The sequence below is a fragment of the Streptomyces sp. NPDC007901 genome, from assembly GCF_042959465.1.
GTDB lineage: Bacteria > Actinomycetota > Actinomycetes > Streptomycetales > Streptomycetaceae > Streptomyces.
This window is the reverse complement of record NZ_JBIBKW010000002.1, coordinates 642,110-659,535: the sequence shown is the minus strand read 5'-3', so window position 1 is coordinate 659,535 and position 17,426 is coordinate 642,110. Positions and strand designations below refer to the sequence as shown.

The 17,426-nt window shown below is 71.2% G+C and carries 12 protein-coding genes; 4 read left to right on the top strand and 8 right to left on the bottom strand.

Translation table 11 applies throughout. The features are described 5' to 3' along the window. Positions 1-211: 211 nt before the first annotated feature. Genes ACFZDK_RS08750 through ACFZDK_RS08740 form a run of 3 tightly spaced genes read right to left on the bottom strand, consistent with a single transcriptional unit; the run spans position 212 to position 2,831 of the window. The gene (locus ACFZDK_RS08750) at positions 212-1,369 is read right to left on the bottom strand and encodes an acetyl-CoA C-acetyltransferase (RefSeq protein WP_390971135.1); all 1,158 of its coding nucleotides are present in this window, start codon (positions 1,367-1,369) and stop codon (positions 212-214) included. Positions 1,370-1,415: 46 nt separating this feature from the next. Beyond that, positions 1,416-2,027, bottom strand: a complete 612-nt coding sequence (locus tag ACFZDK_RS08745) for a TetR family transcriptional regulator (RefSeq protein ID WP_390971133.1) — start codon at positions 2,025-2,027, stop codon at positions 1,416-1,418. Positions 2,028-2,042: 15 nt separating this feature from the next. Next, a complete protein-coding gene (locus ACFZDK_RS08740; RefSeq protein ID WP_390971131.1) occupies positions 2,043-2,831 on the bottom strand; it encodes an SDR family oxidoreductase in 789 nt (262 codons plus the stop codon). 53 nt (positions 2,832-2,884) lie between these two features. Here ACFZDK_RS08740 and ACFZDK_RS08735 point away from each other — a divergent pair, with 53 nt between their 5' ends. Next, positions 2,885-4,024, top strand: a complete 1,140-nt coding sequence (locus ACFZDK_RS08735; RefSeq protein ID WP_390971594.1) for an acyl-CoA dehydrogenase family protein — start codon at positions 2,885-2,887, stop codon at positions 4,022-4,024. Between the two features lies 1 nt (position 4,025). After that, entirely contained in the window at positions 4,026-4,997 is a 972-nt protein-coding gene (locus ACFZDK_RS08730; protein WP_390971129.1) for an acyl-CoA dehydrogenase family protein, read from the top strand. Here ACFZDK_RS08730 and ACFZDK_RS08725 read toward each other — a convergent pair. The 5 genes from ACFZDK_RS08725 to ACFZDK_RS08705 form a co-directional block, all read right to left on the bottom strand. Beyond that, entirely contained in the window at positions 4,972-6,636 is a 1,665-nt protein-coding gene (locus ACFZDK_RS08725) for a cytochrome b N-terminal domain-containing protein (protein ID WP_390971127.1), read from the bottom strand. The two genes, ACFZDK_RS08730 and ACFZDK_RS08725, sit on opposite strands and share 26 nt — an antisense overlap. A gap of 95 nt (positions 6,637-6,731) precedes the next feature. Then, positions 6,732-7,457 carry a VWA domain-containing protein gene (locus ACFZDK_RS08720; RefSeq protein ID WP_390971125.1) on the bottom strand — a complete coding sequence of 242 codons (726 nt, stop codon included), beginning with the start codon at positions 7,455-7,457 and terminating at the stop codon, positions 6,732-6,734. Positions 7,458-7,609: 152 nt separating this feature from the next. After that, positions 7,610-9,070, bottom strand: a complete 1,461-nt coding sequence (locus tag ACFZDK_RS08715) for a glutamate synthase small subunit (protein WP_390971123.1) — start codon at positions 9,068-9,070, stop codon at positions 7,610-7,612. Next, complete coding sequence (gltB, locus tag ACFZDK_RS08710; protein WP_390971121.1) at positions 9,063-13,685, bottom strand: glutamate synthase large subunit; 4,623 nt, start codon at positions 13,683-13,685, stop codon at positions 9,063-9,065. Before gltB ends, ACFZDK_RS08715 begins: the two co-directional genes overlap by 8 nt. A gap of 374 nt (positions 13,686-14,059) precedes the next feature. Then, the gene (locus tag ACFZDK_RS08705; RefSeq protein ID WP_355708015.1) at positions 14,060-14,791 is read right to left on the bottom strand and encodes a VIT1/CCC1 transporter family protein; all 732 of its coding nucleotides are present in this window, start codon (positions 14,789-14,791) and stop codon (positions 14,060-14,062) included. 296 nt (positions 14,792-15,087) lie between these two features. Here ACFZDK_RS08705 and ACFZDK_RS08700 point away from each other — a divergent pair, with 296 nt between their 5' ends. Further along, a complete protein-coding gene (locus tag ACFZDK_RS08700) occupies positions 15,088-16,305 on the top strand; it encodes an ADP-ribosylglycohydrolase family protein (RefSeq protein WP_390971119.1) in 1,218 nt (405 codons plus the stop codon). Next, positions 16,302-17,420 carry an ADP-ribosylglycohydrolase family protein gene (locus tag ACFZDK_RS08695; RefSeq protein WP_390971117.1) on the top strand — a complete coding sequence of 373 codons (1,119 nt, stop codon included), beginning with the start codon at positions 16,302-16,304 and terminating at the stop codon, positions 17,418-17,420. The genes ACFZDK_RS08700 and ACFZDK_RS08695 overlap by 4 nt, the downstream gene beginning before the upstream one ends. Positions 17,421-17,426: the final 6 nt, after the last annotated feature.

The following is a 17,426-nucleotide window of genomic DNA, read 5'->3' as shown; positions in this document are numbered from 1 at the left end:
ACTCCGTCCGCCGAAATTGGTGGCCTAGCCTTGTCCGCTCCGATCACAACCGCTCGATGACCGTCACGTTCGCCTGTCCGCCGCCCTCGCACATGGGCACCATCCCCCACGGCCCCCTCACACCGCTCGGCCCGAGGGGGCCTCCCAGGCTTCGGCGGCCTGCGCCGGACTCCGTCCGCCGAAATTGGTGGCCTAGCCTTGTCCGCTCCGATCACAACCGCTCGATGACCGTCACGTTCGCCTGTCCGCCGCCCTCGCACATGGTCTGGAGGCCGAAGCGGCCGCCGGTGCGTTCCAGTTCGTGGAGGAGGGTGGTCATCAGTTTGACGCCGGTCGCGCCGAGGGGGTGGCCGAGGGCGATGGCGCCGCCGTTGACGTTGACCCGGGCGGGGTCGGCGCCGGTCTCCTTGAGCCAGGCGAGGACGACGGGGGCGAAGGCCTCGTTGATCTCGACGAGGTCGATGGCGTCGATGGTGAGGCCGGTCTTCTTCAGGGCGTGCGCGGTGGCCGGGATCGGGGCGGAGAGCATCCGGATGGGGTCCTCGCCGCGGACGGAGAGGTGGTGGACGCGGGCGCGGGGGCGCAGTCCGTGTTCGCGGACGGCGCGTTCGGAGGCGAGGAGCATCGCGGCGGCGCCGTCGGAGACCTGGGAGGAGCAGGCGGCGGTGATGGTGCCACCGTCGACGACCGGCTTGAGGGCGGCCATCTTCTCCAGGGAGGTCTCGCGGCGCGGCCCCTCGTCCACGGCGACCGGGCCGTAGGGGACCGTCTCGCGCTCGAAGCGGCCCTCGTCGATGGCGCTCAGCGCCCGCCGGTGGGAGCGCAGGGCGAACTCCTCCTGGTCCTGGCGGCTGATGCCCCACTTGGCGGCGATCATCTCGGCGCCGGCGAACTGGTTGACGGGCTGCCGGCCGTACCGGGCCCGCCAGCCCTCGCTGCCGAGGAAGGGGCCCTCGGTCAGCCCGAGGGGCTCGGCGGCCTGCCGGGAGGCGAAGGCGATGGGGATCTGGGACATGTTCTGGACGCCGCCGGCGACCACCAGGTCCTGGGTGCCGGAGAGCACGGCCTGCGCGGCGAAGTGCACGGCCTGCTGCGAGGAACCGCACTGCCGGTCGACGGTCACGCCCGGCACCTCCTCGGGCAGTCCGGCCGCCAGCCAGCTGGTCCGGGCGATGTCACCGGCCTGCGGACCCACCGCGTCGAGGCAGCCGAAGACGACGTCCTCGACGGCGGCCGGGTCCACGCCCGACCGCTCGACCAGGGCCCGCAGCACATGGGCCCCCAGGTCGGCCGGGTGGACCCCGCTCAGTCCGCCCCCGCGCCGCCCGACGGGCGTACGCACCGCTTCGACTATGTAGGCCTCGGCCATGTCAGCAACTCCCTCGGCAGAAAGGGGTTTTCAACGAATGGGTGGGCTACTCACGGACGGCGATCCCGTCCAGCACCATCGACAGGTACTGCCGGGCGATCTCCTCCGGGCTGTGCTGTCCGCCGGGCCGGTACCAGGAGGCGGCGACCCACACGGTGTCGCGGACGAACCGGTAGGTGAGGCGGACGTCGAGGTCGGCGCGGAAGACGCGCGCGGCGACCCCGCGTTCCAGCGTGGACAGCCACGCCTTCTCGAACCTGCGCTGCGACTCGGCGAGAAAGCCGAACCTCTCCTGCGCGACCAGCTGCTTGCTCTCCTTCTGGTAGATCGCGACGGCGGCGCGGTGCCGGTCGATCTCCCGGAAGGACTCGGTGACCAGGGCTTCGAGGGTCTCGCGGGGCCCGAGTTCGGCGTCCAGGACGGTGTCGTAGCCGCCCCAGAGCTCGTCGAGGAAGGTCCGCAGGATCTCCTCCAGCATCGACTCCTTGGAGTCGAAGTGGTAGTAGAGGCTGCCCGCGAGCATGCCCGCGTGGTCCGCGATCTTGCGTACGGTGGTGGCGTTGTAGCCCTGTTCGGCGAAGACCTCGGCGGCGGTCTCGAGGAGTTCGCGGCGCCGGGCGGGGGCGGCGGTCACCTGGGGCTTCTTCTTGGTCGGCACGGGTCCATTGTGGTCCTAGGGATGCTGGCTGCTGACGGAGACGACCTCCCCCGTGAGGTACGAGGAGTAGCCGGACGCGAGGAAGACGATCGCGTTGGCCACCTCCCAGGGCTCGGCATACCGCCCGAAGGCCTCGCGGGCGGTGAGTTCCGCCAGCAGTTCGGCCGAGGTGGCCTTCACCAGGTGCGGATGCATGGCGAGGCTCGGCGCCACGGCGTTGACCCGCACCCCGTACGCGGCGGCCTCGATCGCCGCGCACCGGGTCAGCGCCATCACCCCGGCCTTGGCGGCGGCGTAGTGCGCCTGTCCGGCCTGGGCCCGCCAGCCGACGACGGAGGAGTTGTTGACGATCACCCCACCGTCCGCGCTGTCGCGGAAGTGCCGCAGGGCGGCGCGGGTGCAGCGGAAGGTGCCGCCCAGGGTGACGTCGAGCACCCGCGCCCACTGCTCGTCGCTCATCTCGACCAGGGTCGAAGTGCCGCCCAGTCCGGCGTTGTTGACGACGATGTCCAGCCGGCCGTGGACCCGCACGGCGGTGTCGAACAGCTCCCGCACCTGGGCCTCGTCGGTCACGTCACAGGGAAGGGCGGCCACGGCACCCGGATGCCGGCCGGCCAGCTCGGCCTCGTACTCCTTCAGCCGCCGCGCGTGCGCGTCGCTGATCAGCACGCGCGCGCCCTCCTCCAGGAAACGGCGCGCGGTGGCGCCGCCGATGCCCGCCCCGGCCGCGGCCGTGACGACGGCGGTACGCCCTTCGAGCAGCCCGTGCCCGGGCACGTACTCCGGACTCTCGACGTCTGTCATGGACCCACGCTAACCTACCAAACACTTGTTAGGGAAGGATGGTGACGGCGACCGTGGACCTGACCCACACCCCGGCCGACGAGGAGTTCCGCGCCGAGGCCCGCGCCTGGCTGGCGGACCACGTGCCCGACCCCCCGCTGCCCTCCCTGGAGACCGCGGAGGGCTTCGCGGCGCACCGCGCCTGGGAGGCCGAACTGGCCGCGGACCGCTGGTCGGTGGTGTCCTGGCCGGAGCGGTACGGCGGCCGGGACGCCGGGCTGATCCGCTGGCTGGTCTTCGAGGAGGAGTACCACGCGGCGGGCGCGCCGGGCCGGGTCGGCCAGAACGGCGTCAGCCTGCTCGCGCCCACCCTCTTCGAGCACGGCACGGAGGAACAGCGGGCGCGGGTGCTGCCGCCGATGGCCACCGGGGAGGTGGTCTGGGCGCAGGCCTGGTCGGAGCCCGAGGCCGGCTCGGACCTGGCCTCCCTGACCTCCCGCGCCGTACGGACCGACGGCGGCTGGCTGCTCACCGGCCAGAAGACGTGGTCGTCACGGGCGGCCTTCGCCGACCGCGCGTTCGGCCTGTTCCGCAGCGATCCGGACGCCCCGAAACCGCATCAGGGCCTCACCTACCTGATGTTCGACCTGCGGGCGCCGGGCGTGACCGTCCGCCCGATCGGCCGGCTGGACGGGAAGCCGGCGTTCGCGGAGCTGTTCCTGGACGAGGTGTTCGTGCCCGACGAGGACGTGATCGGGGAGCCGGGCCGGGGCTGGCGGGTCGCGATGTCGACGGCGGGCAACGAGCGGGGCCTGACGCTGCGCTCGCCGGGCCGCTTCCTGGCCGCCGCCGACCGGCTGCTGCGCCTCTGGCGGGCGCGGGGCGCCCCGGAGTCCGCCGCGGCCCGGGTGGCCGACGCGGTCGTCGGCGCCCGTGCCTACCAGCTGTTCACCTATGCGGCCGCCGCCCGCGTCCTGGACGGCGAGTCGCTGGGCCCGGAGTCCAGTCTCAACAAGGTGTTCTGGTCCGAGCTGGACCTCGCGCTGCACGAGACGGCGCTGGACCTGCTGGGCGCGGAGGGCGAGTCGGCCGACTCGCCGTGGTCCGAGGGATACGTCTTCTCGCTCGCCGGCCCGATCTACGCGGGCACCAACGAGATCCAGCGCGACATCATCGCCGAGCGCCTGCTCGGCCTGCCGAAGGAGCGCCGCTGACATGCGTTTCCTCCTCGACACCGAGCAGCGCGACTTCGCGGCCGCCCTGCGGGGGCTGCTGACGGCGGCGGACACACCGGCGGTGATACGGGACTGGAGCCGCGGCGAGCAGGTGAGCGGGCGGGCCTTGTGGGGCCGTATCGGCGCGGCGGGGGTGTTCGGGCTCGCCGTGCCGGAGGAGTACGGCGGGGCGGGTCGCCGCCCCGTCGAACTCGCCGTCGCGTTCGTCGAGTTGGGGCGGTACGCGGTACCGGGGCCGTTGGCTGAGACGGTGGCGGCGGCGGTGCTGCTCGATGACGGCGAAGGCCTCGCCAAGCGGTTCCTGCCGGGGATCGCGTCGGGCGAGTCGGTGGCGACGGTGGCGTTCGAGAAGCACGGTTACGGGTTCGCGCTGGACGGGGAGGCCGCCGATGTACGGCTCGCGGCCGCACCGGAGGGCTTGCTGCTGTCCTCCGGTGCCGGGGCCGTGCACCGGTCCCTGGACCCCGCCCGCCGGCTCACCCCGCTGTTTCCGGTCGGCGAACTGCTCGGCGCGGAGCCGCCGTGGGCGGAGGCACGGACCTGGGCCCGGCTGGCCACGGCCGCGCAGGCGCTGGGGGTGGGGCTGGCCCTGCTCGACAGAACGGTGGCGTACGTCAAGCAGCGGACCCAGTTCGGGGTGCCGATCGGGTCGTTCCAGGCGGTCAGGCACCGGCTGGCCGATGCGAAGATCGCGTTGGAGTTCGCGCGCCCGCTGGTCTTCGGGGCGGCCGTGACGATGACTCCGGCGGACGTGGCCGCGGCGAAGCTCGGCGCGTGCGAGGCGGCCTACGCCGGGGCGCGGGCCGCACTGCAACTGCACGGGGCGGTCGGTTACACGGCGGAGTACGACCTGTCGCTCTGGCTGACCAAGGCGCGGGCGCTGCGGGGAGCTTGGGGGACACCGGAGGAATGCCGCGGAGAGGTGCTCAGTGGTGGTGATCCCCGCTCGTGATCTCCCGGTACTCCTGCTCCGTCGGCTTCGGGATGTGGGTGTCCGGGCCGAACATGCCCTTGGCCAGGCTCGCCCGTACCCGCTGGGTGACGGTGACCTTGCGCCGTACCCCGTTCGCGTCCTCCAGGGGGCCGATCTCGTACGGCGGCTGCTGCTCGTGCTGGGTCAGGACGAACAGGCTCTCCTGGCTGAGCGGTTCGTGGACCTCGATGTACTCGCCGTGCGGAAGCATCTTGATGAGGCCGGTCTCCCGGCCGTGCAGGACCTTGTCGCGGTCCCGGCGCTGCAGCCCGAGGCAGATCCGTTTGGTGATGACGAAGGCGAGGACGGGGACGACGAAGACGGAGATCCGTACGAACCAGGTGATCGAGTTGATGGAGAGATGGAGATGGGTGGCGACGACGTCGTTGCCGCCGCCGATCAGCAGGACGAGGTAGATGCTCAGCCAGGCCACGCCGAGGGCGGTGCGCACGGGGGTGTTGCGCGGCCGGTCGAGGATGTGGTGCTCGCGCTTGTCGCCGGTGATCCACGCCTCGATGAACGGGTAGACGCCGATGGCCAGCAGGAAGAGCGGGAACAGCGAGAAGGGGATGAAGACGCCGAGTTCCAGGGTGTGGCCCCAGGCGTTGATCTCCCAGCCGGGCATGACCCGGATCAGGCCTTCGGAGAAGCCCAGGTACCAGTCGGGCTGGGCACCGGTCGTCACCAGGTCCGGCCGGTAGGGGCCGAAGGCCCACACCGGGTTGATGGTGGCGATGCCGCCGATGATCGCGAGGATGCCGAAGACGAGGAAGAAGAAGCCGCCGGCCTTGGCCATGTAGACCGGCAGGAAGGGCATCCCGATCACGCTCTTCTGGTCGCGTCCGGGCCCCGGGTACTGGGTGTGCTTGTGGTAGAAGACCAGGATCAGATGGGCGACGACCAGGCCCAGCATGATCCCGGGCAGCAGCAGGACGTGGATCGGGAAGAACCGGGAGATGATGTCGTGGCCCGGGAACTCCCCGCCGAACAGGAACATCGAGATGTACGACCCGACGATCGGGATCGACAGGATCGCGCCGTCGGCGAACCGGACGCCGGTGCCGGAGAGCAGGTCGTCGGGGAGCGAGTAGCCGGTCAGACCGGTGAGGATGGCGAGGAACAGCAGGGTCCAGCCGAACAGCCAGTTGACCTCGCGCGGCTTGCGGAAGGCGCCGGTGAAGAACACCCGCATCATGTGGACGAACATCCCGGCCACGAAGACCAGCGCCGCCCAGTGGTGGATCTGCCGGATCAGCAGTCCGCCGCGTACGTCGAAGCTGATGTGCAGCGTCGACTCGTACGCCTTGGTCATGATGATGCCGTTCAGCGGCTCGTAGGTGCCGTGGTACACGACCTCGGCGCCGCTGGGCTCGAAGAACAGGGTGAGGTAGATGCCCGTGAGGATCAGGATGAGGAAGCTGTAGAGGCAGACCTCGCCCAGCATGAAGGACCAGTGGTCCGGGAACACCTTGCGCATGTTGGCCTTGGCGAGGGAGTAGATCCCGAGCCGCCCGTCCGCCCAGTCCGCGAGCTTCTCACCCTTGCCGGGCGGCTCCGCTCGATCCGCGGAACTCCCCACCCGTGCCTGGCCGTTCACCGTTCGTGCCGCGTCGTCCATACGTCGCGTCGCCTCCCCGCCGGATCACCCCTCAGGGTGGCACGCCGGAGCGCTACAGCCAACGGGGCCGCGTAAAGTCGGCGGAGTCCGCCGGGTCAGCCGGCCCGCACGATGCCCGTCGCCCGCGCCGCCGCCAGCCACTGCGGGAACTCGCCGACGAGACGGTCGTACAGTTCGCCGTCCGGCACCTTCATCGGGTCCGAACCGGCGTGGAAGAAGCCCGCGTTGTCCACCGCCCGCTTCCCCGGCACCGCCAGCTCGTCGAGCTTGCGCAGGAAGTCGAACTGCTTGCTGTGCGGGTCGCCGAAGCCGACGAACTGCCAGAACAGCGGCAGCTTGGCCGCCTTGCACAGATAGCGTTCCGCGGCGAGCTTGTTGATGGGGCCGCCGTCGGTCTGGAAGACGACCAGGGCGGGCGCGGTGGAGCCGCTGTCGAGGTAGTGGTCGATGACCGCGTCCATCGCCAGGTGGTAGCTGGTCTTGCCCATGTGCCCGAGCCCGGCCGCGATCTTCTCGATCCGGCCGGTGTGTTCGGCCAGCTTGATGTCGGTGACCGCGTCGATGTCCGTGGAGAAGAAGACGACGGGCACCCGGCCGTCGTCGTCCAGGTGCGCGGAGAGACCGAGGACCCGGTCGGCAAGCGCCTGCACGCTGCCGTCCGCGTAGTACGGCTTCATCGAGCCGGAGTAGTCGACGACCAGGTAGACGGCGGCGCGCAGGCCGTCGAGTCCGTGCTTGGTGAGGGAGATCCCGGCCGACCTGTACGAGCCGACCAGCGCGGGCGCGGCCTGCTCCACCTTGCTGAGACTGATCGCGGCCATCCCACTCCCCCTTCAACTGCTGGTCAGGAGGCAGAGGTTACTTGATCGGCGGACATGCGGCGGCGCCTGCCCGGTCGTCCGGTCGGGGACTGTGGGGCAGGCGCCGTCAGTGTTCCGTACGCCTTTGTACGGGACGTTCTACGGGGTGATGATCAGACCATCAGCGAGCGGTCCGTCGGGCGGATCGGGGCCGGGAGGTCGCTCGCGCCGGTGAGGAAGCGGTCGACGCCCTTGGCGGCCGAGCGGCCCTCGGCGATCGCCCAGACGATCAGGGACTGGCCGCGGCCCGCGTCACCAGCGACGAAGACACCGGGGACGTTGGTCTGGAAGTCGGCGTCGCGGGCGACGTTGCCGCGCTCGTCGAGCTCGAGACCGAACTGGTCCACGACACCGTTCACCCGGTCGGTGCCGGTGAAGCCCATGGCCAGGGTGACCAGCTGGGCGGGGATCTTGCGCTCGGTGCCCGGCTTCGGGGTCAGCTTGCCGTCGATGAACTCCACCTCGGTGAGGTGCAGCCACTGGACGTTGCCGTCCTCGTCGCCCTCGAAGTGGGTGGTGGAGACGGAGTAGACCCGCTCGCCGCCCTCCTCGTGCGCCGAGGTGACCTTGTAGAGCATCGGGAAGGTCGGCCACGGCTGGTTCGGGGCCCGGTCCTCGCCCGGACGGGGCATGATCTCCAGCTGGGTGACGGAGGCCGCACCCTGGCGGTGGGCGGTGCCGACGCAGTCCGCGCCGGTGTCGCCGCCGCCGATCACGACCACGTGCTTGCCCTCGGCCGAGATGGGCGACACCACGTAGTCGCCCTCCTGGACCTTGTTGGCCAGCGGCAGGTACTCCATCGCCTGGTAGACGCCCTTGAGCTCACGGCCGGGGACCGGGAGGTCACGGGCGGTCGTGGCACCGGCGGCGATGACGACCGCGTCGTACCGCTTCTTCAGGTCGGTCGCCTTGAGGTCGACACCGATCTCGATACCGGTACGGAAGCGGGTGCCCTCCGCGCGCATCTGCTCGATACGGCGGTTGATGTGCCGCTTCTCCATCTTGAACTCGGGGATGCCGTAGCGGAGCAGGCCGCCGATGCGGTCGGCGCGCTCGTAGACGGCGACCGTGTGGCCGGCCCGGGTCAGCTGCTGGGCGGCGGCGAGGCCCGCCGGGCCCGAGCCGATGACGGCGACGGTCTTGCCGGACAGGCGCTCGGGGGCCTGCGGGGCGACGGTGCCCGCGTCCCACGCCTTGTCGATGATCGAGACCTCGACGTTCTTGATGGTCACGGCGGGCTGGTTGATGCCGAGCACGCACGCCGACTCGCACGGGGCCGGGCACAGGCGGCCCGTGAACTCCGGGAAGTTGTTCGTGGCGTGCAGACGCTCCGACGCGGCCGTCCAGTCCTCGCGGTAGGCGAAGTCGTTCCACTCGGGGATCAGGTTCCCGAGCGGACAGCCGTTGTGGCAGAACGGGATGCCGCAGTCCATGCAGCGGCTGGCCTGCTTGCTGATGATCGGCAGCAGGGAGCCGGGGACGTAGACCTCGTTCCAGTCCCGGACACGGTCGGCGACGGGGCGGGTCTTGGCGACCTCACGGCCGTGGTTCAGGAAGCCCTTCGGGTCAGCCATTGATCGCCGCCTCCATCATCTTCTCGTGGGTCTCGGTCTCGGAGAGACCCGCTCGCTCGGCGGCGTCCTTGGCGGCGAGCACTGCCTTGTAAGTGCCAGGAATGATCTTGCTGAACCGCTGAACGGCCGCGTCCCAGTCGGCGAGCAGCTTCTCGGCGACCGTGGAGCCGGTGTCCTCGGCGTGCCGGCGCACCACGTCGTGCAGCCACTGCTTGTCGGCGTCGTCGAGGGCCTCGACGGCGTCGACGTTGCCCACGTTGACGTTGTCGACGTTCAGGTCGATCACGTAGGCGACACCGCCCGACATGCCGGCCGCGAAGTTGCGGCCCGTCTCGCCGAGGACCACCGCGTGGCCGCCGGTCATGTACTCGCAGCCGTGGTCGCCCACGCCCTCCGAGACCACCAGCGCACCGGAGTTGCGGACGCAGAACCGCTCACCGGTCCGGCCGCGCAGGAACAGCTCGCCGCCGGTCGCGCCGTACGCGATGGTGTTGCCCGCGATGGTGGAGTACTCGGCGAGGTGGTCGGCCGCCCGGTCCGGACGGACGATGACACGGCCGCCGGAGAGGCCCTTGCCGACGTAGTCGTTGGCGTCGCCCTCCAGGCGGAGCGTGACACCGCGCGGCAGGAAGGCTCCGAAGGACTGGCCGGCCGAGCCGGTGAAGGTGATGTCGATGGTGTCGTCGGGCAGGCCCGCGCCGCCGAACTTCTTCGTCACCTCGTGGCCGAGCATGGTGCCGACCGTGCGGTTGATGTTGCGCACCTTGATCTGGGCGCGCACCGGCTGGGCGTCGGTGGCGCTGGAAGCGGCCAGGGCGTCGGAGGCGAGCTTGATCAGCTCGTTGTCCAGGGCCTTCTCCAGGCCGTGGTCCTGCGCGACGGTCTGGTGCAGGGAGGCGCCCTCGGGGAGCTCGGGCACGTAGAAGAGCGGGGCCAGGTCCAGGCCCTGCGCCTTCCAGTGGTTCACGGCACGGGTGACGTCGAGCGCCTCGGCGTGGCCGACGGCCTCCTCGATGGTGCGGAAGCCCAGCTCGGCGAGGATCTCGCGGACTTCCTCGGCGATGAACTTGAAGAAGTTCACCACGTACTCGGCCTTGCCGGAGAAGCGGTCGCGCAGCACCGGGTTCTGGGTGGCGACGCCGACCGGGCAGGTGTCCAGGTGGCAGACGCGCATCATGATGCAGCCGGAGACGACGAGCGGCGCGGTCGCGAAACCGAACTCCTCGGCGCCGAGCAGCGCGGCGATGACCACGTCACGGCCGGTCTTCAGCTGGCCGTCGGTCTGCACGACGATGCGGTCCCGCAGGCCGTTGAGCAGCAGGGTCTGCTGGGTCTCGGCGAGACCGAGCTCCCAGGGACCGCCCGCGTGCTTCAGCGAGGTCAGCGGGGAGGCACCCGTGCCGCCGTCGTGGCCCGAGATGAGCACGACGTCCGCGTGCGCCTTGGACACACCCGCCGCGACCGTGCCGACGCCGACCTCCGAGACCAGCTTGACGTGAATCCGCGCCTGCGGGTTCGCGTTCTTCAGGTCGTGGATCAGCTGGGCCAGGTCCTCGATGGAGTAGATGTCGTGGTGCGGCGGCGGGGAGATCAGACCGACACCCGGGGTGGAGTGCCGGGTCTTGGCGACCCACGGGTAGACCTTGTGACCGGGCAGCTGGCCGCCCTCGCCGGGCTTGGCGCCCTGGGCCATCTTGATCTGGATGTCGTCCGCGTTGACCAGGTACTCGCTCGTCACGCCGAAGCGGCCGGAGGCGACCTGCTTGATGGCGGACCGGCGGGCCGGGTCGTAGAGGCGGTCCGGGTCCTCGCCGCCCTCACCGGTGTTGGACTTGCCGCCCAGCTGGTTCATGGCGATGGCGAGGGTCTCGTGCGCCTCGCGCGAGATGGAGCCGTACGACATGGCGCCGGTGGAGAACCGCTTGACGATCTCGGAGACCGGCTCGACCTCGTCGACGGAGATCGACGGACGGTCGGACTTGAAACCGAACAGGCCACGGAGCGTCATCAGCCGCTCGGACTGCTCGTTCACGCGGTCCGTGTACTTCTTGAAGATGTCGTAGCGGTTGGCGCGCGTGGAGTGCTGGAGGCGGAAGACCGTCTCCGGGTCGAACAGGTGCGGCTCACCCTCGCGACGCCACTGGTACTCGCCCCCTATCTCCAAGGCGCGGTGGGCCGGCGCGATGCCGGAGGCCGGGTAGGCCTTGGCGTGGCGGGCCGCGACCTCCTTGGCGATGACGTCGATGCCGACACCGCCGATCTTGGAGGCGGTGCCGTTGAAGTACTTGTCGACGAAGCCCTGCTCGAGACCGACGGCCTCGAAGACCTGGGCGCCGCGGTAGGAGGCGACCGTGGAGATGCCCATCTTGGACATGACCTTCAGGACGCCCTTGCCGAGGGCGTAGATCAGGTTGCGGATGGCCTGCTCGGCCTCCATGCCCGGCAGGAAGGTGCCCGCGCGGGTCAGGTCCTCGACGGACTCCATGGCCAGGTACGGGTTGACGGCGGCGGCGCCGAAGCCGATGAGCAGGGCGACGTGGTGCACCTCGCGGACGTCACCGGCCTCGACCAGCAGGCCCACCTGGGTGCGCTGCTTGGTGCGGATGAGGTGGTGGTGGACGGCCGCGGTGAGCAGCAGCGACGGGATCGGCGCGTGCTCGGCGTCCGAGTGGCGGTCCGACAGGACGATCAGCCGGGCGCCGTTCTCGATGGCCGCGTCGGCCTCGGCGTAGATCTCCTCGATCCGCGCGGCGAGGGAGTCGCCGCCGCCGGAGACCCGGTACAGGCCGGAGAGGGTCGCGGCCTTGAAGCCGGGCATGTCGCCGTCGGCGTTGATGTGGATGAGCTTGGCCAGCTCGTCGTTGTCGATCACCGGGAAGGGCAGCACGACGGACCGGCAGGACGCGGCGGTCGGGTCGAGCAGGTTGCCCGCGGGGCCGAGGGAGGAGCGCAGCGAGGTGACGAGCTCCTCGCGGATCGCGTCCAGCGGCGGGTTGGTGACCTGTGCGAACAGCTGGGTGAAGTAGTCGAAGAGCAGCCGCGGGCGCTCGGAGAGAGCGGCGATCGGGCTGTCCGTACCCATGGAGCCGATCGGCTCGGCGCCGGCCTTGGCCATCGGCGCGAGGATGACGCGCAGCTCTTCCTCGGTGTAGCCGAAGGTCTGCTGGCGGCGGGTGACCGAGGCGTGGGTGTGGACGATGTGCTCGCGCTCGGGCAGGTCGCCCAGCTCGATCTCGCCGGCCTCCAGCCACTCGGCGTAGGGCTCGGCGGTGGCCAGGCCCGCCTTGATCTCGTCGTCCTCGATGATGCGGTGCTCGACGGTGTCGACGAGGAACATCTTGCCGGGCTGCAGCCGGCCCTTGCGGACGACCTTGGCGGGGTCGATGTCGAGGACGCCGACCTCGGAGCCGAGGACGACCAGGCCCTCGTCGGTGACCCAGTAGCGGCCGGGGCGCAGGCCGTTGCGGTCGAGGACCGCGCCGACCTGGGAGCCGTCGGTGAAGGTGACGCAGGCGGGGCCGTCCCAGGGCTCCATCATCGTGGAGTGGTAGCCGTAGAAGGCGCGGCGGGCCGCGTCCATGGAGTCGTGGTTCTCCCACGCCTCCGGGATCATCATCAGCACGGAGTGCGGCAGCGAACGCCCGCCCAGGTGCAGGAGTTCGAGCACCTCGTCGAAGGACGCCGAGTCGGAGGCGTCGGGCGTACAGATCGGGAAGACCCGGTCGAGCTTCTCCTGCGGGCCGAACAGGTCGGAGACCAGCTGGGACTCGCGGGCGACCATCCAGTTCCGGTTGCCCTTGACGGTGTTGATCTCACCGTTGTGGGCGACGAAGCGGTAGGGGTGCGCGAGCGGCCACGACGGGAAGGTGTTCGTGGAGAACCGGGAGTGCACGAGCGCGATCGCGGAGGCGAAGCGGCGGTCGGACAGGTCCGGGAAGAAGGGCTCCAGCTGGCCGGTGGTCAGCATGCCCTTGTAGACGATGGTCCGCGCGGACAGCGACGGGAAGTAGACGCCCACCTCGCGCTCGGCGCGCTTGCGCAGCACGAACGCCTTGCGGTCCAGCGCGATGCCCTCGCTGGCGCCTCCCCCAGACTCCGTCCGGGAGGTGCCCCCAGTGACGAAAACCTGCCGGAAGACCGGCATGGTGGAGCGGGCGGTGGCGCCGAGCAGCTGCGGGGCGACCGGGACCTCACGCCAGCCGAGGACGGTCAGGCCCTCCTCGGCCGCGATCGTCCCGATCCGCGAGACGGCGTCCTGGGTGCCGTCCTCGGGCAGGAAGGCGATGCCGACGGCATACGAACCGGCCGCCGGCAACTCGAATCCGGCCACCTCGCGGAAGAAGGCGTCGGGCACCTGGGAGAGGATGCCGGCGCCGTCACCCGAATCGGGCTCCGAACCGGTGGCGCCGCGGTGCTCCAGGTTCCGCAGAACCGTCAGCGCCTGTTCGACCAGCGCATGGCTCGCCTCGCCGGTGAGGGTGGCCACGAAGCCGACGCCACAGGCGTCGCGCTCGTTGCGGGGGTCGTACATACCCTGCGCAGCAGGGCGAGCATCCATGAAGGACCAGTTCTGGCCATTCGCGGAGTGCTGGGACGGCTGGCGCGGCGTACGCATCGGCTCTCCCGTCGTCGTCAGTGGCATATAGCAGGTGCCGAGGGACGACGTTGGCCCTCTGCGTTTTTGTTGCAAAATTTCACGCAGGTTACATGATGAAGCGGTTCGCGGGAACTGGATACACCGTTTCAACATGCGGACGCCGTAGGGGTTTCGGCGGGGCACCGCTCAAGGCGGTGAAGGTAGCGGGGGACCGATCCGGACAGATCGATGTCCATCGGCCCAAGGGAGCGGGACCGAGCGCGATCGTCGCCCCACGGGTGCCCGACAGGCGTCATTGCCCGCAGCGCTTACGGCTCATGCCCCGTGGTTAAGCATTCGAAACCAGCGAGTAACGGGTACTTATGCGGCCCAGCGCATAGCTACCAGTCGCCCTATCCTACGGCCGTCCCGAACAGAGTGCCCAGGGCGTACGTCACACCGGCCGCCGCACCGCCCAGTGCGAGCTGCCGCAGACCGCTGAACCACCAGCTCCGCGCGGTCACCTTGGCCACCACGGCACCACAGCCGAACAGCCCGGCGAGCGCCAGCAACAGGGCGGGCCAGAGCGCGGTGGCACCGAGCAGGAACGGCAGGACGGGCAGCAGCGCGCCCAGCGCGAACGACCCGAAGGACGAGACGGCGGCGACCAGCGGCGAGGGCAGGTCGCCGGGGTCGATCCCGAGCTCCTCGCGCGCGTGTATCTCCAGCGCCTGCTCGGGGTCGGCGGACAGCTGCCGGGCGACCTCCCGGGCCAGCGCCGGCTCGACGCCCCTCGCCTCGTACAGCGCGGCCAGCTCGGCCTCCTCGTCCTGCGGGTGCTTGCGCAGCTCCCGCCGCTCGACGTCCAGCTCGGCCTCGACGAGCTCACGCTGCGAGGCGACGGAGGTGTACTCGCCGGCGGCCATCGAGAAGGCGCCGGCGGCCAGCCCCGCGAGCCCGGTGATCACGATGGTCTGATGGCCGACGGCCCCGCCGGCCACACCCGTCATCAGGGCGAGGTTGGAGACCAGCCCGTCCATGGCGCCGAAGACGGCGGGCCGCAGCCAGCCCCCGTTCACATCCCGGTGGGTGTGGTTGTCGCGGTGGGCTTCGTGCAGTGTCGCCTGGGTCTCGATGACGGCCATGAAGGGTCCCCCAAAAGGTCTCGCGTGCGCCTCGAATAAGCTGAGGCAAAGCTAAGTTTGGACAAGTTCTATCTTTCGACAACGCTGACGTTACGCCCCGACATTCCCCGCCGCCAGCAAGGAAAGGCTCGGCTAACCTGCGGCTTTACCGCGACCCGCTCACACGTGCGAGGTGGTGCACAGATGTCGACCGGGTGATGTAAAGGCCTTCCAGGCTGCGGTCAACCGCCGTTGGTGGGACACATCCGCAAACGGTTCCGCGCCTCGCGCGAAGCCCCTCCCGGAGAGGCCCGCCCATGTCATCGATCGTCTGCACCCCGCCGGTCCCCACGCCCGACGAGCGCGCCCCTGAGCTGCACGACCGGGCGCGGGGCGCGCTGCTGGGCCTGGCCGTGGGGGACGCGCTCGGGGCGCCGGCGGAGAACATGAAGCCCTCCGAGATCCGCGCCCGCTGGGGCCGCATCACGGGATACGTCACCGACACCCCCGCCGGTACGGACGACACCGAGTACGCGATCTTCTCCGGCCTCCTCCTCGCCCGGCACGGCTCGGCCCTCACCCCGGCCCATGTCGAGGCGGCCTGGCACGAGTGGATCGCCGACCGCGCCGAGGGCCCCTTCAAGGGCGCCGGCTTCAGCGAACGCGGCACCCTGGAGAACCTCCGCCGGGGCCTGGCCGCCCCCATCTCCGCCCAGCACCGGCACGCCTGGAGCGACGGCCTGGCCATGCGGGCGGCCCCCTTCGGCGTCTTCGCCGCCGGCCGCCCCGCCGAGGCGGCCCGGCTCGTCGCCGTCGACGGCTCGGTGAGCCACGAGGGCGAGGGCATCTACGGCGGCCAGGCGGTGGCGGCGGGGGTCGCGGCGGCGATGGCCGGGGCGCCGCCCACGTCGGTGGTCGCGGCCGCCCTCGCGGTGATCCCGGACGACTCCTGGACGGCTCGCTCCCTGCGCCGGGCCGTCTCGGTCGCCCACGGCGGCGAACGGGCGGTCCGCTCCGCCGTCGTCATCGGCGGCTACCCCTGGACCGACCTGGCCCCCGAGGCGGTGGCCCTGGCCTTCGGCGCGTACGCGGCGGCGGACGGCGACTTCCGCGACGCGGTACTGACGGCCGTCAACATGGGGCGCGACGCGGACACGACGGCCGCGGTGGCCGGGGCGCTGGCGGGAGCGACGCGGGGCGAGGCGGCGATCCCCGAGGAGTGGAGGGCGGCGATCGGCCCGGCCCGGGGGAGCTGCCTGCCGTCCATGGCGGGGCACCACGTGCTGAACGTGGCCGACCTCCTGATGGCAACGGCTTCGGGACAGACCACCGCGCACTCCACGCCACCGGCCTTTCCACCGACCGAGCCGCGCTCCACGACGCCGGCCTTCGTGCCGACCGAGCCGCCCGCCGCCATCCCCACCGAGCCGCACCCCGCCACGTCAGCAGCACTTCCGCCGACCGAGTCACACCCCCGACCACCCGTCCCCATCCGGAGCTCCCTGGGGGTCGGCTGTGGCGAGGGGCTTCGGTGAACCGGCGTCGTATCGAGGGGCTCCTTCTCGGCCTCGCCGCGGGGGACGCCGCCGGCTGGCCCTCCGCCCGGCACCGCGCGTCCCGGATGCCCGAGTGGACCCGCCGCCTCACCCGCGAACTCGACACCTTCGCCGAGCAGAACGCGACCACCACCCTCCCCGTCCCCATCGCCCTCAACCAACCCCCCGAGCCCCTCCGCCTCGGCCCCTCCGACGACGCCGAGTGGGCGGCCTTCGCCGCGGAAGCCGTGCTGCGCGCCGGCGACGACACCGTCCTCGGCGACCTCAGCCGTGAGCTCCGTACCCGCGCCGCCATCGACCTCACCTGGACCGCCGTAGCCTCCGAGGTCGCCGCCGCGGCCGAACGCGCCCCGGAGATCGAGTCGGCCGTACTCCCCCTGCGTGCCCGTATCTCCGTCCGCGCCGGCCTCGGCAACCTCGCCACCGGCCTGCGCCCGCCCGCCACCGGCCACGACAACCCGCACTACTTCGACGACGCCGCCTGCGTCCGCGCCTGCGCACTCGCCGTCGCCCACCCCGGCGACCCCCAACGCGCCGCCGACCTCGCCGAGTTCGACGCCCGCTACACCCAGGACGGCGACGGAGTCCACGGCGCCCGCGCCATGGCGGCGGCCGTCGCCCTCGCCCTGGTCGGCGCCGAGGTCGAGACCTGCGTGGCCGCGGCCCTCGCCGAACTCCCCGAGTCCACCGAGATCGGCCGCAACGCCCGGCACGCCCTGACCCTCACCGGCGCGGCGGACACCGCGTTCGCCGTCATCCCCCTGCTCGAACACCAAATCGTCGACCACGTCTACAGCTACGGCATCGCCGCCGCCGAGACCGTCCCGGTCGCCCTCGCCCTCGCCACGGCCTCCCGAGGCCGGATCGCCGAGGCCGTGCCCGCCGCCGCGTGCCTGTCCAGGGTCGCCGACTCGGCCCCCGCCCTGGCCGGCGCCCTCACCGGCGCCCTCGGCGGCGGCGCATCCATCCCCGGGCCCTGGCGGGACGCCTGCCGCACCCTCTCCGGCTGCGCCCTCCCCCGCCTCACCGGCACCGACCTCGTGGAACTCGCCGAACTCCTGGAAGCCACACAACCGGCCCGTCCAGGTGGATGATTCGGT